General features: G+C 54.8%; 26 protein-coding genes. 24 read left to right on the forward strand and 2 right to left on the reverse strand.

What is annotated here, in order from left to right; genetic code table 11:
• Position 1 precedes the first annotated feature (1 nt).
• Positions 2 to 715, forward strand: coding sequence for a V-type ATP synthase subunit D (locus tag PY311_RS07935; protein ID WP_286148141.1), 714 nt, complete (start codon positions 2 to 4; stop codon positions 713 to 715).
• Positions 716 to 812: 97 nt separating this feature from the next.
• Here PY311_RS07935 and PY311_RS07940 read toward each other — a convergent pair whose 3' ends face one another.
• Complete coding sequence (locus tag PY311_RS07940) at positions 813 to 1,568, reverse strand: acyl-[acyl-carrier-protein] thioesterase (protein ID WP_286148142.1); 756 nt, start codon at positions 1,566 to 1,568, stop codon at positions 813 to 815.
• Positions 1,569 to 1,776: 208 nt separating this feature from the next.
• On the opposite strand from PY311_RS07940, the gene PY311_RS07945 reads away from it, so the two are divergent.
• The 23 genes from PY311_RS07945 to PY311_RS08055 all read left to right on the forward strand — a co-directional run bounded on the left by PY311_RS07945 (position 1,777) and on the right by PY311_RS08055 (position 24,046).
• Complete coding sequence (locus PY311_RS07945; RefSeq protein WP_286148143.1) at positions 1,777 to 1,872, forward strand: small, acid-soluble spore protein, alpha/beta type; 96 nt, start codon at positions 1,777 to 1,779, stop codon at positions 1,870 to 1,872.
• Between the two features lie 117 nt (positions 1,873 to 1,989).
• Positions 1,990 to 2,946 (forward strand): replication initiator protein A, encoded by a 957-nt coding sequence (locus tag PY311_RS07950; protein WP_286148144.1) that lies wholly within the window; start codon positions 1,990 to 1,992, stop codon positions 2,944 to 2,946.
• A gap of 70 nt (positions 2,947 to 3,016) precedes the next feature.
• Positions 3,017 to 5,020 carry a ParB/RepB/Spo0J family partition protein gene (locus tag PY311_RS07955; RefSeq protein WP_286148145.1) on the forward strand — a complete coding sequence of 668 codons (2,004 nt, stop codon included), beginning with the start codon at positions 3,017 to 3,019 and terminating at the stop codon, positions 5,018 to 5,020.
• Positions 5,021 to 5,026: 6 nt separating this feature from the next.
• The gene (locus PY311_RS07960) at positions 5,027 to 5,437 is read left to right on the forward strand and encodes a DUF3846 domain-containing protein (RefSeq protein WP_286148146.1); all 411 of its coding nucleotides are present in this window, start codon (positions 5,027 to 5,029) and stop codon (positions 5,435 to 5,437) included.
• Positions 5,438 to 5,443: 6 nt separating this feature from the next.
• Positions 5,444 to 6,376: an ArdC family protein gene (locus PY311_RS07965; RefSeq protein ID WP_286148147.1), complete on the forward strand. Its 933-nt coding sequence runs from the start codon at positions 5,444 to 5,446 to the stop codon at positions 6,374 to 6,376.
• Positions 6,363 to 6,758, forward strand: coding sequence for an LPD28 domain-containing protein (locus PY311_RS07970; RefSeq protein WP_286148148.1), 396 nt, complete (start codon positions 6,363 to 6,365; stop codon positions 6,756 to 6,758). The genes PY311_RS07965 and PY311_RS07970 overlap by 14 nt, the downstream gene beginning before the upstream one ends.
• Positions 6,759 to 6,766: 8 nt before the next feature.
• The gene (locus tag PY311_RS07975) at positions 6,767 to 7,360 is read left to right on the forward strand and encodes a hypothetical protein (protein WP_286148149.1); all 594 of its coding nucleotides are present in this window, start codon (positions 6,767 to 6,769) and stop codon (positions 7,358 to 7,360) included.
• A gap of 14 nt (positions 7,361 to 7,374) precedes the next feature.
• The gene (locus tag PY311_RS07980) at positions 7,375 to 7,542 is read left to right on the forward strand and encodes a hypothetical protein (RefSeq protein WP_286148150.1); all 168 of its coding nucleotides are present in this window, start codon (positions 7,375 to 7,377) and stop codon (positions 7,540 to 7,542) included.
• Positions 7,543 to 7,557: 15 nt separating this feature from the next.
• Positions 7,558 to 8,196 (forward strand): hypothetical protein, encoded by a 639-nt coding sequence (locus PY311_RS07985; protein WP_286148180.1) that lies wholly within the window; start codon positions 7,558 to 7,560, stop codon positions 8,194 to 8,196.
• A gap of 10 nt (positions 8,197 to 8,206) precedes the next feature.
• Positions 8,207 to 8,944 (forward strand): hypothetical protein, encoded by a 738-nt coding sequence (locus tag PY311_RS07990; protein WP_286148151.1) that lies wholly within the window; start codon positions 8,207 to 8,209, stop codon positions 8,942 to 8,944.
• Between the two features lie 207 nt (positions 8,945 to 9,151).
• Positions 9,152 to 9,571: a DUF7007 domain-containing protein gene (locus tag PY311_RS07995; protein WP_286148152.1), complete on the forward strand. Its 420-nt coding sequence runs from the start codon at positions 9,152 to 9,154 to the stop codon at positions 9,569 to 9,571.
• Between the two features lie 4 nt (positions 9,572 to 9,575).
• Positions 9,576 to 9,863 (forward strand): plasmid mobilization protein, encoded by a 288-nt coding sequence (locus PY311_RS08000; RefSeq protein WP_253285613.1) that lies wholly within the window; start codon positions 9,576 to 9,578, stop codon positions 9,861 to 9,863.
• Complete coding sequence (locus tag PY311_RS08005; RefSeq protein WP_286148154.1) at positions 9,864 to 11,240, forward strand: relaxase/mobilization nuclease domain-containing protein; 1,377 nt, start codon at positions 9,864 to 9,866, stop codon at positions 11,238 to 11,240.
• Positions 11,173 to 11,637, forward strand: coding sequence for a hypothetical protein (locus PY311_RS08010; RefSeq protein ID WP_286148155.1), 465 nt, complete (start codon positions 11,173 to 11,175; stop codon positions 11,635 to 11,637). The genes PY311_RS08005 and PY311_RS08010 overlap by 68 nt, the downstream gene beginning before the upstream one ends.
• A 6-nt stretch (positions 11,638 to 11,643) precedes the next feature.
• Positions 11,644 to 12,267, forward strand: coding sequence for a PcfB family protein (locus PY311_RS08015; RefSeq protein ID WP_286148157.1), 624 nt, complete (start codon positions 11,644 to 11,646; stop codon positions 12,265 to 12,267).
• A 17-nt stretch (positions 12,268 to 12,284) separates the two neighbouring features.
• Positions 12,285 to 13,154 carry a hypothetical protein gene (locus PY311_RS08020; RefSeq protein ID WP_187013372.1) on the forward strand — a complete coding sequence of 290 codons (870 nt, stop codon included), beginning with the start codon at positions 12,285 to 12,287 and terminating at the stop codon, positions 13,152 to 13,154.
• Positions 13,155 to 13,491: 337 nt separating this feature from the next.
• On the forward strand, positions 13,492 to 14,352 hold the full coding sequence (locus PY311_RS08025) for a hypothetical protein (RefSeq protein WP_286148158.1): 861 nt from the start codon (positions 13,492 to 13,494) through the stop codon (positions 14,350 to 14,352).
• Positions 14,349 to 15,113: a class D sortase gene (locus PY311_RS08030; RefSeq protein ID WP_286148159.1), complete on the forward strand. Its 765-nt coding sequence runs from the start codon at positions 14,349 to 14,351 to the stop codon at positions 15,111 to 15,113. The genes PY311_RS08025 and PY311_RS08030 overlap by 4 nt, the downstream gene beginning before the upstream one ends.
• A 156-nt stretch (positions 15,114 to 15,269) precedes the next feature.
• Complete coding sequence (locus PY311_RS08035; RefSeq protein ID WP_286148160.1) at positions 15,270 to 16,058, forward strand: CAP domain-containing protein; 789 nt, start codon at positions 15,270 to 15,272, stop codon at positions 16,056 to 16,058.
• 77 nt (positions 16,059 to 16,135) lie between these two features.
• Complete coding sequence (locus PY311_RS08040) at positions 16,136 to 20,836, forward strand: MSCRAMM family protein (RefSeq protein WP_286148161.1); 4,701 nt, start codon at positions 16,136 to 16,138, stop codon at positions 20,834 to 20,836.
• 87 nt (positions 20,837 to 20,923) lie between these two features.
• Entirely contained in the window at positions 20,924 to 22,660 is a 1,737-nt protein-coding gene (locus PY311_RS08045) for a VirD4-like conjugal transfer protein, CD1115 family (RefSeq protein ID WP_286148162.1), read from the forward strand.
• 17 nt (positions 22,661 to 22,677) lie between these two features.
• Positions 22,678 to 23,016: a glutamyl-tRNA amidotransferase gene (locus PY311_RS08050; protein ID WP_350309719.1), complete on the forward strand. Its 339-nt coding sequence runs from the start codon at positions 22,678 to 22,680 to the stop codon at positions 23,014 to 23,016.
• A 193-nt stretch (positions 23,017 to 23,209) separates the two neighbouring features.
• Positions 23,210 to 24,046, forward strand: coding sequence for a VirB6/TrbL-like conjugal transfer protein, CD1112 family (locus PY311_RS08055; protein WP_286148163.1), 837 nt, complete (start codon positions 23,210 to 23,212; stop codon positions 24,044 to 24,046).
• A gap of 29 nt (positions 24,047 to 24,075) precedes the next feature.
• Here PY311_RS08055 and PY311_RS08060 read toward each other — a convergent pair whose 3' ends face one another.
• Positions 24,076 to 24,447 carry a hypothetical protein gene (locus tag PY311_RS08060; protein WP_286148164.1) on the reverse strand — a complete coding sequence of 124 codons (372 nt, stop codon included), beginning with the start codon at positions 24,445 to 24,447 and terminating at the stop codon, positions 24,076 to 24,078.
• Positions 24,448 to 24,452: the final 5 nt, after the last annotated feature.

Genomic DNA, 24,452 nt, shown 5'->3' on the forward strand with positions numbered 1-24,452 from the left:
CATGGCAAATATCACGGTCAGCCCCACCCGTATGGAGCTCACCCGGCTCAAGGGCAAGCTGCGGACCGCACAGCGGGGTCACAAGCTGCTCAAGGACAAGCGGGACGAGCTGATGAAGCAATTTCTGGATACCGTCCGGGAGGTCCGTGCCCTCCGTACAGAGGTGGAGCGGGAGCTGATGACGGTGCACAGCGCCTTTACCGTGGCCTCGGCGCTGATGAGCTCCGAAGCGCTGGAGCAGGCGCTCCTCTATCCCAAGCAGAGCGTGGAGCTGACCTGCACCACCCGGAACATCATGTCCGTCAACGTGCCGGTGTATGATTTTCAGACGAAAACAAAGTCGGACGCCGACATCTATCCCTACGGCTTTGCCGCCACCTCCGGTGAGCTGGACGATGCCGTGGAGGCGCTGGGACGTGTGTTCCAGAAGCTATTGAAGCTGGCGCAGATCGAAAAATCCGCGCAGCTCATGGCGGAGGAGATCGAAAAGACCCGCCGCCGGGTGAACGCGCTGGAATACGTGATGATTCCCAACACGCAGGAGGCCATCCGTTATATCACCATGAAGCTGGATGAAAACGATCGCGCCACCACCACCCGGCTCATGAAGGTGAAGGATATGCTGCTGAAGGAGGCCATCGAGGAAAAGCGGGCCGAGAATGAGCGGGCCATCAAGGCATTCGGGGACTCCGGCGAAGCGCCGGCCAAGGCATAGGCAGCATCGGTAAAATTGCAATAGGTATCATAAAAGCAGACAGCCTTCCGCAAAACGGAAAGCTGTCTGCTTGATTTTTGATGTTTTGAGCGGTATGTCAAAAGACGCATTGGGCCGTAAAGCAGGTGCCCCGGGGTGTCAGCGCCTCTACAAGATAGCTGCTATCGGGATTTTGATAGCCCATGAGCCGCAGTTCCTCGCCCAAAAGGGCCTCATGGCTGTAATTGATATAAAACTCACGGGGAACCCGCTCCTGAAGGGCCGGGGGCAGATAGTCCCAGATAATGTCGCCGTAGTTGGCGCTGTAAAGATGGCCGTTGCCATCCAGATCGGACCAGCGGACAGTGCGCTGTCCCAGTTCTGTCAGTCCCTCGTGGGGGAGGACGATTTTTTTGGTGTCGGGGCAGTCGATGACGCGGTCACAGGTCATCAGGGGCTTTGCGGTAAAGGCGGAGGGGCGCATGATTTTGCGGGTGGCGGGGTTTACCAAAATCCAGTCGCTCTTGATGGATACGCACACCGCGCCGCTGCGGTCCGCCATTTCATAGACCCGCTGCATATGTGCGCCCTTGGCACCGTTTTCCATCGTGGTGATGTCCAGCACCTCTCCGGCCATGGGGATGCGGTGGATTCGCAGCGCCAGCCGGGAGAGCAGAAAGACCTCGCCCATTTCAAAGAGCACCTCGTGAGTCAGCCCCCGGGCGTCATAATCATAGCCGGCGTAGGCGGCAGCCTTGTTCAAAAGGCCGGAGATACGTGCCCGCTGATAGCGGTCGCAGTCGGCAAATATCAGCTCCTCCTGACGGAAATAGCCGTTTTCCAGCAGATCCTGCTTGAAATTCTCCAAAATCATTCCTCTTTTCATCCTGTCTGCATTTGAAATTAAGTATAGCAGAGAGCTGTAAAAAATACAATTGATTTTGTAACTTGCCGCTTTGGCGAATTTTGAAAAATACGCAGATTTTACCGATGTTGCCCGCGCATAGCGGCGCGTATCCGGGTCAAACTATGCTTGCGATACCCAAAAACAACACTGTAAGATTTGAAAAGGAGAAACTGTTATGTCTGCAAAGAACAACAATAAGATCAACGTTCCCGAGGCCCGCGCCGCTATGGATAAGTTCAAGATGGAAGCCGCCGCCGAGGTTGATGTGTAAAGGCCACAAAAGAAAATAACAACATACACAGCTGGAAACACTCATTTACATAAGAGCCTGCCATGAAAGCAGGCTCTTTTTTCATGCCTTTTTCCAGCGTTAAGGAGGAAAATCGACATGGCGGAGAGTATGATATATGATTATTACTACGGAGACGAAAGCAGTCAATTTTCTTTTTACCGCATCCCCCGCCAGCTTGTCACCGGGCAGCAGTTCAAAAAAATCTCCACAGACGCGAAACTGCTGTATGGCCTCCTGCTTGACCGAATGGGCCTGTCAGCGCGGAACGGTTGGTACGATGACGCTGGGCGGGTCTATATTTTTTACACGCTGGATGAGATACAAGAGGACTTAAATTGTGGTCACGAAAAGGCTGTCAAATTATTGTCCGAACTGGATACAGATAAAGGCTGCGGTCTGATCGAGCGAGTAAAGCAAGGGCAAGGCAGACCAACAAAAATCTATGTCAAACGCTTCACTACCCGCCGAGTACCTGCTGAAACCCCTGCGCCGCAGGAGACTCCCAGACTTCCGAAAATCGGAAGTCAAGAAGTCGGAAAATCAGAAGTCAAGAGTTCCGATAATCCGAAGTCAAGACTTCCGTTTTTCCGAAGTGCAGACTTCGGAAAATCAGACGGTAATTATATTGAATCTAATCAAACTGATTTTAGCTATAAAAATCAATCTATCCATCCATCGCCTTTCTCCGAGCAGCCGGGATGGATGGATAGAAGCGAGTATCTGAGAGAGATCAAAGAGAATATCGAGTACCCGTTTCTTTGTCAACAGTTCAATGCCGATGATGTAGATGAGGTCGTGGGGCTGATGGCGGATGTGATGTGTTCCACACAGTCAACGGTACGGATCGGCGGTGAGAATATCCCGCTGCCACAGGTGCAAGCCCGCTTCTACCGACTGGACTACTCGCTGATGGTCTATGTGTTTGAGTGTCTGCGCCGCAATACCACACAAGTCCGTAATATCCGCGCATACCTGCTCACCACGCTGTTCAACGCCCCGCTGACCATGAATAACTACTATCAGGCCGAAGTCCAACACGACTTCGGCCTTTGATTTTGGTTGAAAATGTGGCTCAAATTGAGACACATTTTTCGACATAAAACTTGAATATGGAGGTAAATCAATGTCCAACGAAAAGAAAAACCCGCTGATTGGTGCGTTTCGGACACCTGTTGCCGGAGCACCGCCCACTCCCGCACCGGCTGAACCGTCTAAAGGGGCCAAGGCGCCGGTCATTCCGACCCAGCCTGCCAAAGCTGCTGTTTCGCCCACCAAGCCGGACGAGGTAAAAAAGCCCGCTGTGCCTGCCAAGGATGACAAAGCGGCCAAGGATGGCAAGCCTGCCGCTGCACCGTCTGCTCCCGTTAATCCTGACGAGAGCAAGAAGCCCGCCGAGCCTGTCAAAGACGATAAAGCAGCCAAGGATGGCAAGCCCGCTGTGCCGCCGGTCACACCCAACAAATCTGACGAGGTGAAGAAGTCTGCCGAACCCGCTAAAGACGATAAGGCGGCCAAGGATGGCAAGCCCGCTGCGGCCCCGGTCACTCCCACCAAACCTGACGAAGTGAAAAAGCCCGCCGAGCCTGTCAAGAATGATAAGGCAATCAAGGACGGCAAGCCCGCCGCTGCACCGTCTGCTCCCGTTAAGCCTGACGAGAGCAAGAAGTCCGCCGAGCCTGCCAAGGATGATAAGGCGGTCAAGGACAGTAAGCCTGCTGATGCTCCCGCCGCTCCCACCAAGCCTGGCGAGGTGAAGAAGTCCGCCGAACCCGCCAAGGACGATAAGGCGGTCAAGGATGGCAAGCCCGCTGCGGCTCCGGTCGCTCCCGCCAAAGTTGACGAGGTGAAGAAACCCGCCGAACCTGCCAAGGACGATAAGGCAGCCAAGGATGGCAAGCCCGCTGCGGCTCCGCTTACTCCCGCTAAACCCGACGAGGTGAAGAAGTCCGCCGAACCCGCCAAGGACGATAAGGCGGTCAAGGCTGATAAGCCCGCTGATGTTCCCGTCGCTTCCACCAAGCCTGACGAGGTTAAAAAGCCCGATGAACCGGCCAAGGCGGCGGTGACGCAGAAATCGCCGGAACAGCCGAAGGATGCTACTACGGCTACCCGTACCGCAGATGGGCCGAAAGGCTCTGCCGTAACCAAGGTGTTTGAGGACCGGCTGGATGCCCCTGCCGAAGCTGATTTTTTCAAGCTGCCCATCCCCAATGAGGGAGAAATTTACAGTATGGCCGTTCATCCGGCATATCTGAAGGACTTTCTGGATCATCCCTTTACGGTGAACCGTGAGACGCAGGACTATAAAGACCTGTTTGAGTCCATCAAGACCTATGGTATTCGTGAACCTGTCCTCTGTCGGCCCGGTCGCAACGGTGGCCTTGAGATCATTTCCGGTCATCGCCGCCATGACATCGGCGCACAGCTGAATTACCCTATTCCTGTTCTGATCGAGCGTGTGGACGAGGATGACGCACAGATCCAATGCGTAGACGGAAACCTCCACCGTAAGGATATTCCTATCTCCGAACTGGCCCGTGCCGCACAGATGAAAATGGACGCACTGAAACGCAAGGCCGGACGCCGCTCCAAGGCGGATATTCTGGCGGGTAAGGAGCCGATGAAGCGCAGCGATGAGCAGGTGGGAGAAGATTTAGGCATGAGCCGTGCCAGCGTGCAGCGCTTAATGCGTGTCAATCAGTTGGAGGAGCCGCTGAAGAAGATGGTGGATAAAAAGGAACTGCCGCTGGATACCGCCGAGCAGATTTCCCACATGAAGCCCACCGAGCAGAAAACGCTTGCAGACGCCATCGAAAAAGAGGGCGGGAAAGTCCCCTCCAAGACGGAGGCGGTCAAGCTCAAAGAGGAAAGTCGAGCCGGTACGCTGACCACGCAGAAGATCGAAAAGTCCGTCGCGCCCACCAAGCGGGAGATCGATCCGCCGCTAAAGGTCACTTTTCAGGACGATGAACTGCGCCCCTACTTCCCAGAGAAGGGAACGACAGTTGCTACCGTCAAACGCACGATGTTTGAGGCGATGGATCTCCGCAAAAAGGCGCTGGAACGCCAGAAAATGAAGATGCAGACCGAGAAGGAACCTAAGAAGAAATCTGAGCCGGAGAGGTGACGGAGCATGACGGTTGTAATTGTTAAACCGGGGTATGCTCCGTATGAGGCGGAGATCAACGGCTTAGATGAAATGCAGGAGGTCGTAGGCGGAATGATTCAGGCCATCTACCCCTTTGAGGATAGGGCCGCAGTTGTCTGCAATGATGAGGGTATTCTTTTGGGGATGCCGTACAACCGAAGCGTTCCCGGCGGATATGGCGGTGTATTTGGCCCGTTCTTTGTGTGCGGCTTAGGTGAGGAAGATTTTTGCTCTTTGACCGCAGCGCAGATCAAAGCCTACAAGAAGGAATTTCACTGTGCTGAAATCCTGATTGGAGCAACAGGCAATACTCCCATCACGATGAAAATTCAGCCCAAAGCGGTAGGCAACTCCGGCCAAGAGAAAGGCCGGAATGACCCTCCGGGCCGGGAGTGAGCTGTCATGCAGGAATATACTTCCCCAAGCGAACGGCTGAAGGCGCTGACAGATCAATTGGAGCAGGGCGTGTCAGATATTTTTCAAAGCGGTCAATACGCAGCTTATCTTACTGCCATGTCGAAATTCCACCATTATAGCTTTGGCAATACCATGCTGATTTTCATGCAATGCCCAAATGCCACCCATGTTGCGGGTTATCACGATTGGAGAAGGAACTTTGGCCGACAGGTCAAGCGAGGCGAGCGTGGCATCACCATACTCGCCCCCTGCCCTTACCGCAGACGGGAGGAAGTGGAGGAAACGGCCCCAGACGGCTCCACAGCCACGACCATCCAACTGGTGCAGCGCGTAGGTTTTCGGACAGTCACCGTGTTCGATGTGAGCCAGACCGAGGGAAAGCCGCTGTCGGAGCTTGTCCATAAGCTGACCGGAGATGTGGCGGACTACGAGCGTATGACCGAGGCAATTTGTGCTCTCTCCCCCTATCCTATCAACATCGAAGCCTTTCCCGGCGCTGCCTATGGCTGCTGCAATTTCGTAGAGCAGCGCATTTTGGTGCAGCCGGATATGAGCCAGGTGCAGACCATCAAGACCATGATTCATGAGGTCAGTCACGCTAAACTCCATGCACCAATAGAGGACGGTGACGGTGAAACACCACCACAGCGCAAGCGGCGCTTTGTCCGGGAAATGGAGGCTGAAAGCGTGGCTTATGTAGTCTGTCAGCATTTCGGGATTGATACCGCTGATTACTCTTTCGGCTATGTGGCCGGATGGAGCCACGGAAAGAATCTATCGCAGCTGAAAGCGTCATTAGAACTGATCCGTAATACCGCCGCAGAACTGATCGACGGTATCGACCCACCGAAAGAACTGCCCCCGCCTACACAGAAAAAACAGCGAACAAAAAGGAGAAATGCCTATGAGCGCAGTTGACGCCCGGAAAGAACACTATGAGGCCGTGGAGATTTTAGGCATCCCCGGCCTTTTCACTACCCTCCGAGTAGACCGAACCACTATCCCCAAAGGCGTGTATGCCTATGATATGCAGACCAGTGAACAGGATTGGAGCCAACCTTGCCTGCTTGCCCGGCATATCACGGTGGAGCATTTCGGCACCGTCCTGACCGCAAGCCCTGTTCCCATTCCGCCCAATGGGTATCTCGATTTGTCCCCCGGTGATTTTGAAGGCCAGTTCTGCGGCGAGCGTATGACGCTGGCTGATTTTGAAGCCAAATGGCTATCCCCAGTCAAACGACCGCCCAAGAAAAAGGTGCTCCATAAAGCCGCACCCCGCCGTCCTGCACCGATTCGATGAGGTGCGTTATGGGAAAAGAAATCAGTTTGATCGCGTTTCTGGACGAAGTGGTGTCCCGGAATACGCAGCATTACAGAAAAGATTTTGAACTGGATGCTCAGAAACTGCGTGACGCACTGAACAGCCCCTATATGGATGAACGGATATTCTACTTCATGTCTCGCCCTAACGGGACATGGTGTGTGCTGGAACGGGATGTCTTTCTCCGAGACAGCGACGGGTATAAGATTTGGACACACTATGCGGATATGCCCGATGGCATCGAAGCCTATCGCGTCACCATCACTGGGCGGCACGGCACAGAGCCTATGGGCTATGTGGTAAAGCTGAATTACCGGGATCAAGTACAGCGGGTCATAAAAGTAGCTATCCCCTTTGATGATGTGGAGCTTACTTTTTACTCCGGGGAGAAGTTTCGTATGCCGATGGAGCAGTACAGAAAGCAGCGGGAAGAAATTTTCTTTGAGTATGGAGCCATTCAGAATTTTCGCTGCTGCCCTAAAAGCGAGGCGGAATTGTACCGCGTTATTTCGATGGAACATCGCTTGCAAAAGGGCTGGCAGCCCAAAACAAAAAAGGGGCCGGACACTCCGGCCAGATAGGAGGTGTTGAGCCCATGCCTGAAAAGGACAGTGAGGACAGCTTTTATTATTTGAACGCATATCAGGACGATATTACGCCCGGCCAGAAAATGACGATCCTGCATAACATTTCTTTCAACGATTGGCGGGCCGGCCCTCATATCGCCCCGCTGGTCACGCTGACGAGAGAGGAAGTCACATAGCGCAAGGAGGCCAGCATTACGCTGGAAAAAGAGCTGTACGCCCAGCTAAAAAAACTTGCGGCGGCGTGGGATGAACAGGCCGCACAGACGATGCTGCTGGAACGGGCGCTGGAATATCTGCAAACGCCAGAGGTCGAGCATACCTCCAATGAGTGGAAACAGGACAAAAACGGGATATGGGAGATCAGCAACCGCACCTATAAAATGCGATATAAAATCTCCTATGAAAAGGCCGCCGATGTTTACCTCGTCAGCTGGGGAATCATCTACAACGCACCTAAACAGCCAGACAGCAACTACCGGAATTATTGGGGAGACAGTATCTATGTCGCGCGGCAGGATAAGAAAAAATACCCCAGCATGGAGGCCGCACAGCATTATATCCAAGGCCGGTTTGACCTGTATTGTCACCTGTTCCGAGAAATCTCCCCACCAGTCCCCAATGAGTGCAGACGGATGTTCAGTATCAACGGCTATTTGGCGGCAGGGTACACGCTGGCTCCACCAGATAAGGAAGAACCCAACAAGAAGGCCGTTGATGACCTGCTGGCCTGTCTGGATGACGTGGATGCCGCAGTACCTCCAGCGGAGAAGCCGAAAGTGCATATTTCTGAAAAGAAGGCTGAACGCAAAAAGTCCGTTCCAGTAAGATAGGCGGTGTGTCATGGGATACAGCCGTTTAGAACCGGGGCGGGAGTTGGAAGTCCGCGAGTACATCAGTTTTCAACGCGGCCGCGATGGCTTTTGTGAATTGATCGAGTGCAGCGTGGATGAATTGCTGGAACGCAAAGCCGAGAGTATTGTCCGTGAAAAAGAACTATGTCAGCGTATTGATGCCGCAGTGGAAGTATGGTCAAAACAGGCACAGCAGACCCAACAGTACATGAAGGCGCTGGAATATGTCAAAACGCCGCCTACACCTCATACCTCAAACCGATGGACGGTCAATGAATATGGCAACCATGAAATGAGCAATATGGTGTACCGCTTTTCATGGCGCGAGTATGAACACACCGAATGGGATAGGATGCTGGAAAAATCTGTCCCGAAATCATGGGAACTCACATGGTCAGTTACATTCAACACGCCGCATAACCCGGACTATTCCGGCGATGGCTGGAAGATAGCCGGTCAGGACAGAAAAATTTTCCGGGATAGAGCGTCTATGGAGAAATATCTGCAAGGCCGTATTGCAGCCTACGCTGACCTGTTTGTTGAGATATGCCCACCAATCCCGACAGAGCATAAAGACCGCTTTTCCATCAACGGACAGTTGATGCAGGGCTACATGGTAGCAACTAAAGAGCCGGAACGCCCGGATCAAGGCCAAGTGGATGCCCTGTTGGACTGCTTGGACGACGCGGATATGCTGGAGGTGCCTACTCTCGCTCCTAAGAAATAGCATCCCCAAAAGGAAAACCACACGATCAAAAAGAAATATTCCCCGACACGGTAGGACAGCGGCGCTCTGCGTCGCTGTCCCAGCCAGCATGGAATTTTGACATCAAAATTCCGCTGGTTAGGGGCGTACCCCTAAAACCCCGTGCCGTCCGTCGAAATGTGTCTCAAATCGAGACGCATTATTTTTTACAAGGAGAGTGATGTCCCTGTGCAAACCGACTATTCGCCATGGGGCGAAATACAGGCTCTTGAAACGCTGTATCCCGGTATCCACCTCATCACAACACCCGGCCACGGCGGCATCATGGCGGAATGGCCCGCCTATCTTGAGCTGTCCGTCGCCGCGCGTAAATGCGGCTTTCGTGAAAACGGCTGCCTTTGGTTTGAAGAGGATTGCTGTGAGCAGGTGGTGCTTCGTGAACTGCTGAATCGTGGGATGTGGACGCTGCCGGATCGAATCAGCGACCCGGCAAAGTTTGAAGAAGGAATCAACCGAATCATCCAGCAGTATCACCCGGACTATTGGTCAGAGCGAGAAGCGGGCCGCACCGTTCCGCAAACCCGCAAAGTGCGAGAAAAAAACAATCTATCTATCCGAAAGGGGGAACAAGCCGATAAAGCCATATAAAACAATGACGCTTCGCCTGAACGCCGCGGAGTACGCGCACCTGTGCCGACAGGCAGAAGTGACCGGGCTGAAAAAGGAGCCGTTGGTACGGCAGCTCATTATGGGCGTAAATCTCCGTCCTCGTCCCCCTGACGCCTATGCCGACCTGCTTCGGGCGCTGTCCGCCATCGGGAATAACATCAACCAGTTGGCCCATCAAGCCAACGCCAGGGGCGCAGCCACCGGTGACGAGATCACGGAAGCGCTGCATCTGGTGCGGCAGGCCACACGATTGGTGCGGGAGCGGCTTTGAATGGCGTATACGAAGATCATTGTCATTCATAGCCGATTGGACAGGTGCCTGGGCTATACGCAGGACGAGGAAAAGACCTCTCTGGAAACGGTGCTGGACTACGCCATGAACAGGGATAAGACCGAGCAGGACTGCTTTGAAACTGCGCTGAACTGTGACCGGAAAACCGCCTACGCAGACATGATGGACACCAAGCGCCGCTGGGGCAAGACCAGCCGCAAACGCAAGGGCTATCATGTGATTCAGTCCTTTGCCCCCGGTGAGGTCGCGCCGGAGCAGGCCCACGCCATCGGCGTCGAATTGGCACAGCGGCTTTTGGCGGATAAATACGAAGTAGTGGTGTCCACGCATTTGAACAAGGCGCACCTACATTCACATATCGTATTCAACAGCGTGTCCTTTGTGGACGGTTCCATGTACCGTGACCGTATTTCGGACTTGCTGGGCGGCTCAGGGGTGGGTATCCGGGGCACATCGGATGCGATCTGTCTGGAGCATGGCTTGTCGATTATTGAATCCAGTGAGCCATCCGTCAGCCGTGCCGAGTGGGAGGCAGAAAAGGCGGGGAAGCCCAATTTCCGGGGGCTGGCCCGTGCGGACATAGACACCGCCATCGCCAACGCCTACACCATGCGTTCTTTTTGGGGAGAGTTGGTGAAAATGGGCTATCAAGTCAAGCGGTATCCCCAAGTAACCCATGCGGCGGTCAAGCCGCCGGGCGGTGCGCGATTTCTCCGGCTGGACAAGCTGGGGGCCGGGTACAGCGAGGCGGAGATATTCTCCCGTCTTACGGAGAGCCGCATCGGCACAGCGCCGCCAATCAGCGACCATACCCCTATCCTGCCGCAGCGGTATTTCCCCTATGGGCGGTGCTACCGTGTGAAAGGCCGTTTGCCATTAAAGGCAGGCCGCGCACGGGGCTTCCGGCTTCTGTACCTGAAATATCTTTATCTGCTGAGGAAGCCGCCATCCCGGCGCAAGACCCCAGTCTCACGGGCAGAGGCCATTAAGTTTGACCGCTACCAAGAGCAGTTCTTTTATCTTTACAAAAACCGCATCGACAGTGTGGAGCAGCTGACCATGCAGCAGGAGGCGCTGCAAGCGGAGATCGACGCTCTGACTGACCGCCGGGCCGATTTGTACCGCCTGCGCCGAAAAGCCCCGGATGATACGGCTTGTTCCGAGGAGATCGGCACGATCACCGCACGGCTGCGGGTACTGCGCCGGGAGCTGAAGCTGTGCGCCCGCATTGAAAACGATATTCCCACGGTGCGGGCACAGATGGAAATTTCAAAGGAAAGGAGCGACCATGAAAAAGCTGATAAAAGCAGACCTGAACAAAGTGCTGGAGCTGACCGCGACGTACCAACCCATTGACCGTGATAGCCTGAAGGCGGAGTTGGAGATTTTGGAGCAGAGCCGATACAACGATTATCTCTTTCTGGCCCGGAAAGACCGCTTTCGGTTGATGCCCCTGTCCGAGGTCTACACCGCTGGCAGTGATGCCAATGGGTTTCTCACTCTATTTGAGGTACAGACCTGCTGGCCGGTTCTGGCACTGACGCTTCATGTGGAGTACATGGAAAGCAGCATCCACCGTGGAAGCGTAGTTTTGATGGACTATTTTGAACTTGTCCGGGATGTGGCCCTTTTTGACAGGCTCCCTGATGCCCAGCGGGAGGGGCACATCAAGCAGCTGATAACCCGCTGTGTACGGTATGCCCCGCAGTGTACGATGGTGGATCTGATCGAATATTTGAAAACCGGGAGGTGAAAGAAAATGGACGCAAGTGGAGAAGTGGCCGACCTGATGGTAAAGGAGAGTATCCAGCTGACGGAGGAAAGCATCAAGCTGTTGGCGGCAGGCTGTAAAAACCTGACCGCCTTTTTGTATGCCTTAGCAAAGGACAACAAAAAGCTGGTAGGTAAAACCAGTATGAAGCGCCTGCTGCGGGAGGGTAAGGAACTGAAAACCTTTTGTATCAAGGCTGAGGATCTGAACGATTTCCGCAAGTATGCCAGACCCAACATCCTTTTTGCCGCGATCCGGGATACAAAGGAGGATGACGGTGTGGTGGCGCTCGTCACCAATACGGATTTTGTATCCCCGGTCAATCTGTTCATGCAGCGCCGGGGCTATCCCGCCCCCACGCAGACGCAGGAGGACGATACCGTAAAAAAAGACGCACCCCGCACTCAACAAGGGAACTCCTCACCAGAGCGCGGGAATGGCTCGACAGTATCGAGAATGAGCCAGACGACGAGGACTACTGATACGGCTGAGAAAATCAGCGATATTCCCACGGTAAAAGGCCGATTGGCTGTGTTGCAGAAAACCGCTGCGGGGATGCGGGACGGTCAGGCGAAGCAGCGTTCCCAGCCCACACAGCAGAAATCAAGATAACAGGAGGAATTTTTTGTATGGCAAATCTGGAGCAGATCGTGAGCCGTAAGGCCGAAAACGATACGAAGTGGAAAGAAGCCCAGCAGGCCGAGAGGGAAAATACTACGGCGATGCAGGACGCCGGAATCACGGAGATTACCAGCAATCCCGAAGCATACGCCCGCTATCTGGAGATGCAGGGGGACAACCCCTCTTACAGCGCCGGCAATATCGCGCTGGTGATGTTTGGGAACCCGGAGGCCACCGTGTTCGGAACCCGTGACCGCTGGAAAACGCTGAACCGTTCCGTTATGGACAGCGAGAAGAACAACGGCGTGAAAATTTTTGCCCGCTCTCCTATGGGGCGCGGTTATACGCTGGCGGATGCCTATGACATCAAGCAGACGCAGGGCCGGGATATTTCCCGGATCACCTTGCAGAATGACAGTAAGGAAATGGAGGCGGCGTTGACCACCGTTCTGAATTATGCCGTTGTGCCGGTGGTCATTGACAAGGAGCTTCCCGCGCCCGCCTTTTATGATTCGGCCAATCTGGAACTGGCAATCAACCCGGACTACCCCGACAACGAAGCCTTTGCGGCGATCACCGCCGAGGTGGCTCACAGCCGTTTCCATGCCAAAGGCGCCAATGCCAGCTATGACCGCGGCGAGTGCGAGTTGGACGCGCAGAGCATTTCCTATATCCTCTGCCGCAGATACGGAATTGAACGGCCTATGCCGGATATGTCGAACCTCGCTGCGCTCTATGAGGGCTGGGAACCGCAAGAGTGCCGACAGGCCCTCGATAATATTCAGGATACCAGCAAGCAGTTTGGACGCTCTATTGAGAAAAATCTGGAGATGGGCAAACAGCGCAGCCGTGCCCCGGTACATCGTCCTACTCGGTAAAGTCCTGACAACAGGGGGTGTCTCCCCTTTGGGGAGTATGAGCCACCGCCCACCCCTGTCAAGGCCGCACGATTGCTGGCGCAATCATGCGCGGAGTCAGCCAGTGCGCGCACTGGCTGAGCCTTGACCGGGCTGTTCGCTGGCTCATTGGGTAATCAAGGGGAGGACACCCCAAAAGCCGCTGACAGCGGCTTTTGCCATATTGGGAGCGCGGCGCGTCCAACGCAGTGCCAGCGAACCCATCAGCTGCCCCGCCGTGAGCCATCGGCGGGCGCTTTTCAAAATGTGTCTCAATTCGAGACGCATTTCTACATTATATAAATATGGAGGAACCACTATGAAACGCACAGTATCGTTGTGCATCACCGTGTTGCTCTCCTGCCTGTTGACCTGTCCGGCCTTAGCAGCGGATGCACTGCTCCTGACGCCAACGCTTTATCCCGCAGAGGTCAACGAGTATGCCAGTGGAGAAGAAATGCGGCTGGAGCGCACCTATTGCCTGTCTCCCACAGATGATCCGGCCAGCATCCCCGTCGGCGATTTTGACCGGGAGGGCTGGCACTACACGCTGTTGGATGTGACCCGGCAGGAGAACTCCAAGAGCGATGAGAAGGACTATGCCGAAACCTACACGCTGAACATGGACACAAAGGACATGGAGAAGATCATGCCCCAGCTGGCTGCGGAGCGCACCGTTACCACGGAGGACGGTTACACCGGGACTTTGGTGCTGGACACCTCCAGCATCAAGGTAGAAGCTGCGGGCTATAACACTTCCACCAAGACTGTAACGGCAACCCGAACCTACCCAAACCTGTCTGATGCGGATATATCCTTTGTCCCCAAGAGCATTACGGACAATGGCCGCACGATGGAATTGGCAGATGTGCAGTGGCAGGAGTCGGACGGTTTTTATCATGCCTCGGCTACCTACACAGGAAAGGTATCCAGCAAATATGCTACCGGCTATATTGTCACGGCGGATTATTCCGGTGAGGTAGTCCGTACCACGATGGACGATACCATTTACACCGCAATTTTCAGTGGGACGCCTATCCAGCCGGAACGCAGTGCTTTCGACTGGCGCTATCTGCTGATTCTGCCCGCTGGTGCCGGTGTGGCTGGCCTCGTTGTGCTGGGCCGTAATTGGCTGAAAAAGCGAAAGAACGAAAAGAAATGGGAGGAGTACACGAAATGAAATGGAAAACCTTGTGCCTGACGGCGGCATTGACCGCCGTGCTGGCTGCGGTGCCCGCCTATGCGCTGGATTACACGGTGGACGCCCCGGAGGACTATCTCTTTGGCAGGCCGACCAGTGTGGAAACGGTCACAGAGTACGGCGCGGACAATGTTGACCGCAGCAAGAACACGGCACTGATCCCGCCCGCCTTTGGCAGTCCCACCAGTTACCTGCCCGATACGGGTGAGCCCCTGACGCCTAACCTGACCCCCGGCGCCCACAGCGGCGGGCTGGTCAGTTCCGTCGGATCTGTTGGCGGTGTGCCCTATCCCACAGTGGATAGCGGCGGCAGCTGGAACAGCACGACGTACACTCCGGTTTCCTCTGACCTTTATTACAGCAACGGCAGTTTGGGAACGCTGAAAATCCCGGCCATCGGTCTAACCGTCAAGGTCTATGAGGGGACGGATAGCAACGCACTGAAAAAAGGAACGGGTCATTTCAGCGACTCCAGCATTTGGAATGGGAATGTGTGTATCGCTGGGCACAACCGCGGCGTCAACAATCACTTTGGACAGATCCACACGCTGACCGTAGGCGATACCATCACCTACACGACGAAGCTGGGGACACGAAGCTACACCGTTACCAGTGTGTCTAAAGTGCTGGAGACGGACACTAGCGGCACAACGGCCAGTAGTGACAACCGCCTGACCCTTTATACCTGCGTCAGAGATCAGTCGGTATATCGCTGGATGGTCTGCGCTGTGGAGCGCTAAAAACTGAATAGCGGCAGTCAAAATGCGGCTCAATTTGAGACACAATTCGACGATGTATTTCGTGGCCGTTGGATGATTTTTTGCGAGTTGTGTGAGATTATGACATAATAACGGTAGGCAGAAATGCCAATCATTCTTATGTCTGGAGGAAATGCCATGAAAAAACCATACACATCCTTTGTTGCCGGATTGCTGGTTGGCGTTGCCCTGTTCGGCGGGGCCACAGCCCATGCTGCGGGCATTATGGCAGAGCGCAGCACCCACCGCGTATTTGCCGATGGACGGGAAGTACAGATGGAAGCCTATGTCATCAACGGCAACAACTATGTGAAGCTGCGGGACATTGGCGAACAGGTCTGTTTCAATGTTTATTGGGACAGCGACAACGGCTGTGTGCAGGTGGAAAGCGGCAAGCCCTACACCGGCAAAGCGCCTGCAAAGGCAGAACCCGATAAACCGGAATCGCATCCAGAACCCACAGCCCCTACCGATGTAGACGCCATGAAACAGGACATCATTGACCGTACCAACGCACTCCGAAAGGAAAACGGCATTGCAGCCCTGACCACCAGCGACAAGCTCATGCAGGCCGCACAGGTGCGAGCCGATGAAATGGCCGCCAACACGGTCTATTCCCACACCAGACCGGATGGTCGGAATTTCAATACGGTCACGGACTGCCCGTACATGGCGGAAAACATCCATCGGATCGCCACACGTTACCTTTCCCAACATGATGTGAGCCTTGCGGAAGCGGCAGTCGATGGCTGGGCCAATTCCGAGACACATCTGCGGAATATACGCAATGAACGCCTGAACGCTATCGGTGTGGGCATTGCCAAGGGCATCAATGCTGCTGGGGAGGAAAGCTGGTACTGCGTTCAGCTCTTTCTCTATGATGGATGTGTGATCTCACAGGTAGATATACCTATTATGAACAAGTAAATATCCCTTTTCTGAAAGAGCAGGTCATGTTATACGGCCTGCTTTTCTATTATGAAAATGTGAAAGGAAATCAGTGTATGAAAACATGGAAAACACGGATCTTGTCAGCGATGTTGGCTTTTTTGACCTTGCTGACCCTGTTGCCCACCTCCGCTTTGGCAGCTTCCGGCAGCGGAACGGGCATCAAAGCAACCACAGACCCCAACCTCTGGTCTATCCGCCTGACCTCCACCGGCCAGCAATATTCCTACCGTCCGCCCACGGCAGCAGGCAAGCAACTCTACTGCATGGATCTCGGCTACTCTTATCGCTATGGGACAGCTTCTTTTCTCAACAGCTACACCTACAAAAGCGCCACCGGCGCGGACGCGGATGCCCTGTGGGAAAAGGCTGTTGCCAAGACCGGACTGGGCGAGATGGACGCCATTACCAAAGAGAATGTAAAGTGGATGATGTCCTATATCGCTGATTATACCGGCGACATCCCCGGCAGTCTGTTTATGGCCTTGCAGACCTACATCTGGGACAACCAGAGCGATAAATCCGCAGGCGGCGATACCTCCGGCGATATTGACGCCGGTGGCTTTGCCAACGCCGATACCTATGAAACCTATGTTGGCTATTACAACTGGATGCTGGCGCAGAAAGCTAAGGAGGATGCGGAACTTCAGAAACAGATCGAGGAATATACCGCGCAGGGCAAGCAGGCATCCATCGTGGAGGACGTGTCTGGCAAGTGGGCCGTTCTTGCCACTTCCGGAACCGCTGGCCGCCAGAGCTTCTTTGCCTATCACGCAGCCCGTAAGGTTGTGACGGACGATAAGCCGGAAGGCGGCGACAATCCGCCTCCTCCCGTTGCCGGTGATGGCGACATCACGTTCAAGAAGGTGATTGCCGGGACTACCCATGGTTTGGATGGCGCTGTGTTCAACATCTACCGCGACGGTCAGATCGTCGGCAGTGATGTGACCAAAAACGGTGGCATCATTGAGGTCAAGGATGTCACCAAGGGCTTGTGGACATTCGTGGAGGTGGAAGCTCCGGAGGGGTATGCCCTGGACCCCACCCCCCACAGCGTCTATGTCGATACCACCGATGGCGACAAGCAGTACACTGTTTCCGCCAGCAACAGTCCTCTGCCCAGCCTGAAAATCACCAAGGCAGACGCGCAGACCTTCGCCAAGGTCAAGGCGACCTTTCTGGTGGAGGCCCTGACCGGCAGCTACTCCACCACCGTCACCGTGGACGGCGAAAAGACACTGCCCGATCTCCAGCCCGGTGTGTACCGCGTTACCGAGCAGTCCGTGGAGGAGCCGTATATCAAGACCGGCACCCATCAGGACATCGCCCTGCTGGCCGGTGCCGGTACTGTGGAGGCCGCCTTCACCAACTATGTAAAACCCGGTTTGGAGATCCTGAAGAAAAACATTGCCACCGGGGAACCCATTGCCCATGTGACCTACAAAATTGAGCAGATCGACGGCAGCTACTCCACCACCGCAACCACGGACGGCACGGGACGTATTTTCTTGGCGAATATCCCTGTGGGCAGCTACAAGGTCACGGAGGTCAATGTTCCCTCCGATGTGATCCTCTGCGACATTCCCCAGACGATTGCCCTCGGTCCCGGCGAGACCCGCACGGTAACATTCTTCAACGCCATGAAGCCTTCTTTGAAAATCATCAAGCGGTGCGAAGTTACCAAAGACCCCATCCCCAACACCAAATTTCATATCTGGTGGGGCTCCGACAACACCACGACCGGCGCTATGAATGACCTCGGCAGCTTTTACACGGATGACCATGGCGAGATCATCTTCACGGGCGATGCCCTCAAGAGCGGCTGGTATAAAGTGACAGAGGAAGCCCCGGCATCCGGGTTCGCCCCCGCTGACGAACCGACCCAGGAATTCTATCTGGCTGGCAACGAAAACGCGGTCAAAATCTGGGAGAATCGCCCCCTCAGCGCGCTGGTGGTGTTCAAATATGATGAAAAAACCGGTGCGGCCTTACAGGGCGCGGAGTTCCAGATCCGTTACCTCGGCGGCACCTCCGGTACGGGCGGCACGGTCATCGGCACTTACACCACTTCGGAAAACGGCTCCATCATCCTCACCCGCCTGAAAGCGGGCACCTATATCGTGGAAGAAACCAAAGCCAGTCCGTTTTATTCCATCGACACGCCGCCCCAGACCGTGCTGCTGAGCGGTAAGAATCAGGATGTGGTGACGCTCCGGTTCAGCAACCAGCCTTACGGCTCCGTCCTCATCAAGAAGCTGGCGGATGATGCCAATAAAACGCCGCTGGCGGGCGCTACCTTCCTCGTCACCGACGATAAGGGTACGTTCATCGGCACCGCCAACGGTGAGTTCACCACGGACAAGTCCGGAGCCATCCAGCTCCCTAAGCTGCCTGCCGGTACGACCATCGTGGCAAAGGAAATTCGTCCCCCGGAGGGGTACGCATTGGACGGCACACCCCAGACCATTACGGTGCAGGCCGGTGAAAACGCGCCTCTGACGTTCTACGATAAGCCCCTTTGCAACCTGACCATTCTGAAGCGGGACGCGCTGACAAAGAAACCTCTGGCAAAGGCGGAGTTCATTGTGAAGGACAGTGAGGGCAAGCCCATTGGAACAGACAACGGACGGTTCGTCACCGGCTCTGACGGTACTGTGACCATTACTGCCCTGAATCCCAATGCCACCATTATTGTGTCTGAGGATAAAGCGCCCATCGGCTATATCAAGGATGAGACGCCAAAAACCATTGTGGTCAGGAGCGGTGTACCCAACAGCCTGACCTTTGACAACGAGCCTTCTACCACATTGGTGATCCACAAATATATCGAAGGAACGGAGAACGAGCCGCTTTCTGGCGTTGCCTTCAAGGTAGTAGATGGCAGCGGCGCTGCCGTTGGCCCCGATGACGGCGTGTACTACACAGACAAGGCGGGTGAGATCGTTTTGAACGGTCTGGAACCCGGCACTACCGTAGTTGCCCGTGAGATCAAATCTGTGGATGGATTCGTGTTGGACGGCACACCCCAGGACATTCTCATCAAGGCAGGGACGGTGCAAAATCTGACCTTCTGGAACAAGCGTCAGGGCGCGCTTATTATCAACAAGCTGGACGCTGTGACGAAGAAACCGCTGGAGGGTGTGACCTTCAAAATTACTATGGCGAATGGCGAGTTTATCCCCGACGAAAACGGGAAAATCAGCTCCAACGGTCTGTACTATACCGATAAAAACGGGCAGATCATTCTCAAGGGCGTCACCGGCACACTGGTGGTGACGGAGGAAAAATCTATTGATGGTTACACCATCGACGAAAATACCCGCACCCAAACCGTTGTAGTCAACCCCGACGATACGCAGTCTCTGTACTTTTATAACGCCCCCATTGGCGGCGTGGAGCTCATCAAGGTCAATGCGGCGGACAAAACTCAGCGCATCCCCAACACCACCTTCGAGATCCGCCGCGTCAGCGATGGCGGTCTGGTGACCACCGTCACCGCCGGGACGGATGGGCGCGTGTATGTGCCGCTGGCAAGCGGCAGCTACTACGCCGTGGAAACCAAGGCGGGCAAGGGCTTCCAGCTTGACAGCACACCCATTTATTTTACCGTGGAGGATGGCAAGACCACAACCAAAACTGTGGCCAACAAGGCCATCTCCGGCATCCTGATCCACAAGGTCAACGCCGTCACCGGCGAGGGTATCTACGGCGTGTCTTTCATCCTCTATGACAGTGGTAACAACCCCATCGCGCAGGAGACAAGCGATGATCGCGGTTATGTCCGGTTTGAAAACCTGACTGCTGGCCGCTACTATCTGCGTGAACTGGAAAACGAGGGCTATGTGCGCGACACACAGAAAAAGACGGTCTATGTCAAGTCTGGCGAAACCACCGAGGTCGAATGGGAAAATACACCCATCACCGGACAGATTCAGATTACAAAGCGCTCCGCGGACTACAATTCCACCAACGGCCTGAGCGCCGGTACGCTGCTGGAGGGTGCGGTATTTGAAATCACCGATAAGGCAGGAAATGTTGTTGATACCATTCGCACCAATAACCGGGGATTGGCCGTCTCTAAGCGGCTGCCCTTGTCGCGGTATTTTGTGCGAGAGGTCAAGGCACCGGAGCATTACGGTATCAGCGAAAAGGAACTGACAGTCTACCTTGAACATGAGGGTCAGATCGTCCGCATTGAGACAGAGAACAAGAGCCTTGCTACTGGCATTTCCATTACCAAGACCGGTCCCAAGGAGATTATGGCCAATCAACCGGTGCGCTATGCCTTTTCCAACATCGCTAACACATCTAATGTCAGCCTGAGCAATTTTTACTGGAGAGATACCATCCCGGCACAGGTGCGTTTGGAAAAGGTTGTAACAGGCACTTATAACTTCCCCGGCACTTACAAAATCGTCTACCGCGTCAATGGCGGTGACTATCGTACACTGGCCGATAATCTCACCACCAGCAAGAATTACACGCTGGCGGCATCCTCCGTGGCATTGGGCTTAGCGTCCAACGAGCGTGTGACGGAGATCATGTTTGTTTTTGGGCAGGCCCCTGCGGGCTTTGCGCAGGTGGAAAAACCCTATCTCTATTGTAGGGCCGTGACTGGACTGCCCGCAGGTTCATTCGTCAACGTAGCAGATGTGGGCGGCACTTATAACGGAACATGGGTGCAGGCAGTAAGCCGCTGGGTGACATCCGTATATGGAAAACCCACTGTTCCTAAGCTGCCTCGCACGGGATATTGATGCTGTCGAAATGTGTCTCAAATTGAGCCGCATTTTTGAGGCCGCTCCTGAAAAGGGGCGGCCTCTTTTTGCGTAAAGGGGGATTACATGAGACGAAATCAAAATCAGAACCCGCTGCTGTGGCTGTTGCCTGTGCCGATGCTGCTTTGGCTGGCAGCGCTGCTTGCAACAGAGTATAAGGCCGGAATGACCGTGTTTACGCTGATGGGGCGGCTTTCATGGCTGATGGAGCATCCCTTTTCTGTGCGGTGGACGCCGCATACGCCGAAATTTATGCTGTGGGTGCTGGCGGCCTATGGCTTTGCCGTGGCGCTTTATCTCTCCACCCGCGAGAACCGCAGACCGGGCGAGGAGCACGGCTCCGCAAAATGGGGCAGCACCAAGCAGCTGAACGCCAAGTACCGGGACAAAGACCCGCGCAATAACACCATCCTGACGCAGAATGTTTGCATGAGCCTGAACGGCAAAATGCACCGGCGCAATCTGCTGCAAATCGTGATTGGCGGCTCCGGTGCGGGCAAGACGAGGTTTTTTGTTAAGCCGAATCTGATGGAGGCAAATTGCAGCTTCCTTGTGACTGACCCCAAGGGGGAAACGCTCCGGGCCGTAGCGCCGCTGCTGCTCGAAAGGGGCTATGTTATCAAGGTGTTTGACCTGATCGACCCGGCCCGGTCGGACAGCTTCAATGCCTTTGCCTACATCAAGGACGATAAGGATGTGATGAAACTGGTCAGCAACTTCATAAAAAACACCACGCCTAAAGGCGCACAGCAGAACGATCCGTTTTGGGAGCGTTCCGAGATCGCGTTGGATACGGCGCTCATTTTGTACTTGATCCACGAAGCACCGCCGGAGGAGCAGAATTTTGAAATGCTCATCTACATGATTGAAAACGGCGGTGCAAAGGAGGACGATGACGATTATCAGTCCCCCTTAGACCTGCTGTTTGAGGCGCTGGAGGAGGATGACCCCAGCCATATCGCCGTGCGGGAATATAAGATCTACAAACAGGCTGCGGGCAAGACCGCGAAGAGCATCCTGATCTCCGCGGCGGTGCGGCTGTCCGCGTTCATCCTGCCGGAGATACAGAACATCACAGCAAAAGACGATATGGAATTGGACAAGATGGGCGAGCGCAAGCAGGCCGTGTTTGCCATCATCCCGGACAACGACAGCACCTTCAACTACATCGTGGGTATGCTCTACACCTGCGCCTTTCAGAGCCTTTACTATCAGGCGGACAAGGTGCATCAGGGGGCGCTGCCCGTTCCCGTGCGGATGATGATGGACGAGTTTTGCAATGTCTCTCTCCCGGATGACTTCGGCAAGCTGCAAGCTACCATGCGAAGCCGCAACATCATGTCTACCATTGTTCTGCAAAATATCTCCGCGCTAAAAGCACTGTTCAAGGATGACTGGGAAGGACTGATTGGCAACGCGGATACGCTGCTGTATTTGGGCGGAAATGAAGTCAGCACCTTCAAGTACATCTCGGAGCTGTTGGGAAAGGAAACGCTGGATACCCGGACGCGCAGTGTATCGAAGGGGCGCAATGGCTCCGGCAGTGTGAACTATCAGCAGACCGGGCGTGAACTGATGACGCCCGATGAAGTGCGGGCGCTGGACAATGACCGCTGCATCCTGTTCATCCGCGGCGAGCTGCCGGTGATGGACAGAAAATATGACATTCTGAAGCACCCCGATCTGAAGCTGACAGAGGATGGCGGAGCCGCGCCGTATGTCCACTGCCCCGGTCTGGATTACGCATTGGAGGACTTCCCGCTGTCCACGGAACGCTGGGAGTCCATTGAGATCATTGAATAACATGAGGAGGAACAACCGTGAAAAAGAAACGCATTTCGCTTAAGACTGACCGCCGGACGATCCTGGCGGGCCGCCGCTATGGGGCGCTTATCCTGACGGTGCTGGCCTGCGCCGCGCTGACCTGTCCTGCGTTGGCCGCTGATGACCCTCTGACCATCGTGGGAAATCTGTCTGACTTCGTATTTTCCATCATCAAGGCTTTGGGCGTTATCATTCTCGGCTGGGGCATCGTGCAGATGGGCATGAGCATCCAGTCTCACGACGCCAGCCAGAGGACGCAGGGCTTTCTGTGCCTCTTTGGTGGCCTGATGATCGCCTTCGCCAAGGAGATTTTGACTGCCATCGGCGCAGTGTAACGGAAAAGGGGCAGGCCGTGGAGCCTGCCCCTCTTACTTCTTTGTAGGGATGAGCAAAACGCAAGTTTTGCAAAGTCGAGTCACAATATATAGGCCGCAGTCAAGTCGGATAGCACTATTTATTGTGTGGTCTTATGAGCAAATCGGAGTTTTGCTCATCCCTAACTTCTTTGGAGAATTGAGGTGATAGAAATTGAATAACTGGATCGTTGGCACGCTGCAATCGGCCTTCGATACATGGAATGAAAAGCTGACGGAGATCTGGAGCCTTGTCACCACCACGCCGCAGGCATTCCGGGGCGGGGAGATCTGGAATACCATCGTCAGCATCAACGACGGCCTGAAAGCCTTTGGCTACGGTCTGCTGGTGCTGTTCTTTGCCATGAGCGTGTTCCGCTCTGCCGCCAGCTTTCGTGATTTGCAGCGTCCAGAGTTTGCCCTGCGGCATTTCATCCGCTTTCTGCTGGCCAAAATTGCCGTAGGCAGTGCCATGGAACTGATGACCTCTGTGTTCGCTGTCTGCGGCGGCGTGGTGCAGACCATCATGAGCAGTATCGGCGGCATGAGCGCCGCCAGCGTGACGCTGCCGCAGGAGATCATTGACGCCATTGAGGGAGTGGGCTTCTTTCAGTCTGTCCCCCTCTGGATGGTCACATTCTTGGGGAGCCTGTTCATCACAGTATTGTCATTTATTTTGATTATGACCGTCTACGGGCGTTTTTTTCGGCTGTATATGTTTACGGCTCTGGCCCCGCTGCCACTGGCCTCTTTTGCGGGGGAGGATACCTCTTTTATGGGGAAAGCCTTCCTGAAAAGCTATCTCGGTGTCTGCATGGAGGGTGCTATCGTGGTGCTGGCCTGCCTAATCTTCTCCGCCTTTGCCGCCAGCGGCGCGCCGATTGCGGATACCTCACTACCCGTTGTTACGATGAGCTGGCAGTATGTGGCGCAGACGATTTTCAATATGCTGATATTGGTTGCACTTATCAAGGGGGCGGAACGGATTGCAAAGGAGATGTTCGGGCTATAAGAAAACGGCGGGCCGAAGCCCGCCGTTTTTCAGTCCTTATATTCAGGGATGGGTACGCCGTTGCACAGCTGGAAGCCGGCGATGGTGCGCCCCTCCGCATTGGCACGGTGCAGGTCATCTTTGATCCGTCGCTCAGCCATCCGAAGCATCTGCTGTTCCTGTACCCACTCCACCACCGGGCGGAGCCAGCAGGACAGCGCCAGCAATCCGAAAAATGCCAGAACTCCGTAGAACACAAAGGGATGTGACGCCGCCCATTGGGGGTAAAGGCGGCCTACGCCCAGCCAGACCAGAATAGGCAGAAGTTGCAGTCGCAGGAGCAGGGCGAACACTAACCGGATGGCAAAGATAAACAGAACAAATGCGGCGAAAGCAAGAAGTACCTGTTGCAGGATCGTCATAGTAA

This window comes from Neopoerus faecalis (genome assembly GCF_029218125.1).
Taxonomy (GTDB): Bacteria; Bacillota; Clostridia; order Oscillospirales; family Oscillospiraceae; genus Oscillibacter; species Oscillibacter faecalis_A.

Bases quoted from the DNA above. Each gene is read 5' to 3' on its own strand.
- PY311_RS07935 (WP_286148141.1), top strand. From the start codon at position 2: ATGGCAAATATCACGGTCAGCCCCACCCGTATGGAGCTCACCCGGCTC.
- PY311_RS07940 (WP_286148142.1), bottom strand. From the start codon at position 1,568: ATGATTTTGGAGAATTTCAAGCAGGATCTGCTGGAAAACGGCTATTTC.
- PY311_RS07945 (WP_286148143.1), top strand. From the start codon at position 1,777: ATGTCTGCAAAGAACAACAATAAGATCAACGTTCCCGAGGCCCGCGCC.
- PY311_RS07950 (WP_286148144.1), top strand. From the start codon at position 1,990: ATGGCGGAGAGTATGATATATGATTATTACTACGGAGACGAAAGCAGT.
- PY311_RS07955 (WP_286148145.1), top strand. From the start codon at position 3,017: ATGTCCAACGAAAAGAAAAACCCGCTGATTGGTGCGTTTCGGACACCT.
- PY311_RS07960 (WP_286148146.1), top strand. From the start codon at position 5,027: ATGACGGTTGTAATTGTTAAACCGGGGTATGCTCCGTATGAGGCGGAG.
- PY311_RS07965 (WP_286148147.1), top strand. From the start codon at position 5,444: ATGCAGGAATATACTTCCCCAAGCGAACGGCTGAAGGCGCTGACAGAT.
- PY311_RS07970 (WP_286148148.1), top strand. From the start codon at position 6,363: ATGAGCGCAGTTGACGCCCGGAAAGAACACTATGAGGCCGTGGAGATT.
- PY311_RS07975 (WP_286148149.1), top strand. From the start codon at position 6,767: ATGGGAAAAGAAATCAGTTTGATCGCGTTTCTGGACGAAGTGGTGTCC.
- PY311_RS07980 (WP_286148150.1), top strand. From the start codon at position 7,375: ATGCCTGAAAAGGACAGTGAGGACAGCTTTTATTATTTGAACGCATAT.
- PY311_RS07990 (WP_286148151.1), top strand. From the start codon at position 8,207: ATGGGATACAGCCGTTTAGAACCGGGGCGGGAGTTGGAAGTCCGCGAG.
- PY311_RS08000 (WP_253285613.1), top strand. From the start codon at position 9,576: ATGACGCTTCGCCTGAACGCCGCGGAGTACGCGCACCTGTGCCGACAG.
- PY311_RS08005 (WP_286148154.1), top strand. From the start codon at position 9,864: ATGGCGTATACGAAGATCATTGTCATTCATAGCCGATTGGACAGGTGC.
- PY311_RS08010 (WP_286148155.1), top strand. From the start codon at position 11,173: ATGAAAAAGCTGATAAAAGCAGACCTGAACAAAGTGCTGGAGCTGACC.
- PY311_RS08015 (WP_286148157.1), top strand. From the start codon at position 11,644: ATGGACGCAAGTGGAGAAGTGGCCGACCTGATGGTAAAGGAGAGTATC.
- PY311_RS08020 (WP_187013372.1), top strand. From the start codon at position 12,285: ATGGCAAATCTGGAGCAGATCGTGAGCCGTAAGGCCGAAAACGATACG.
- PY311_RS08025 (WP_286148158.1), top strand. From the start codon at position 13,492: ATGAAACGCACAGTATCGTTGTGCATCACCGTGTTGCTCTCCTGCCTG.
- PY311_RS08030 (WP_286148159.1), top strand. From the start codon at position 14,349: ATGAAATGGAAAACCTTGTGCCTGACGGCGGCATTGACCGCCGTGCTG.
- PY311_RS08035 (WP_286148160.1), top strand. From the start codon at position 15,270: ATGAAAAAACCATACACATCCTTTGTTGCCGGATTGCTGGTTGGCGTT.
- PY311_RS08040 (WP_286148161.1), top strand. From the start codon at position 16,136: ATGAAAACATGGAAAACACGGATCTTGTCAGCGATGTTGGCTTTTTTG.
- PY311_RS08045 (WP_286148162.1), top strand. From the start codon at position 20,924: ATGAGACGAAATCAAAATCAGAACCCGCTGCTGTGGCTGTTGCCTGTG.
- PY311_RS08060 (WP_286148164.1), bottom strand. From the start codon at position 24,447: ATGACGATCCTGCAACAGGTACTTCTTGCTTTCGCCGCATTTGTTCTG.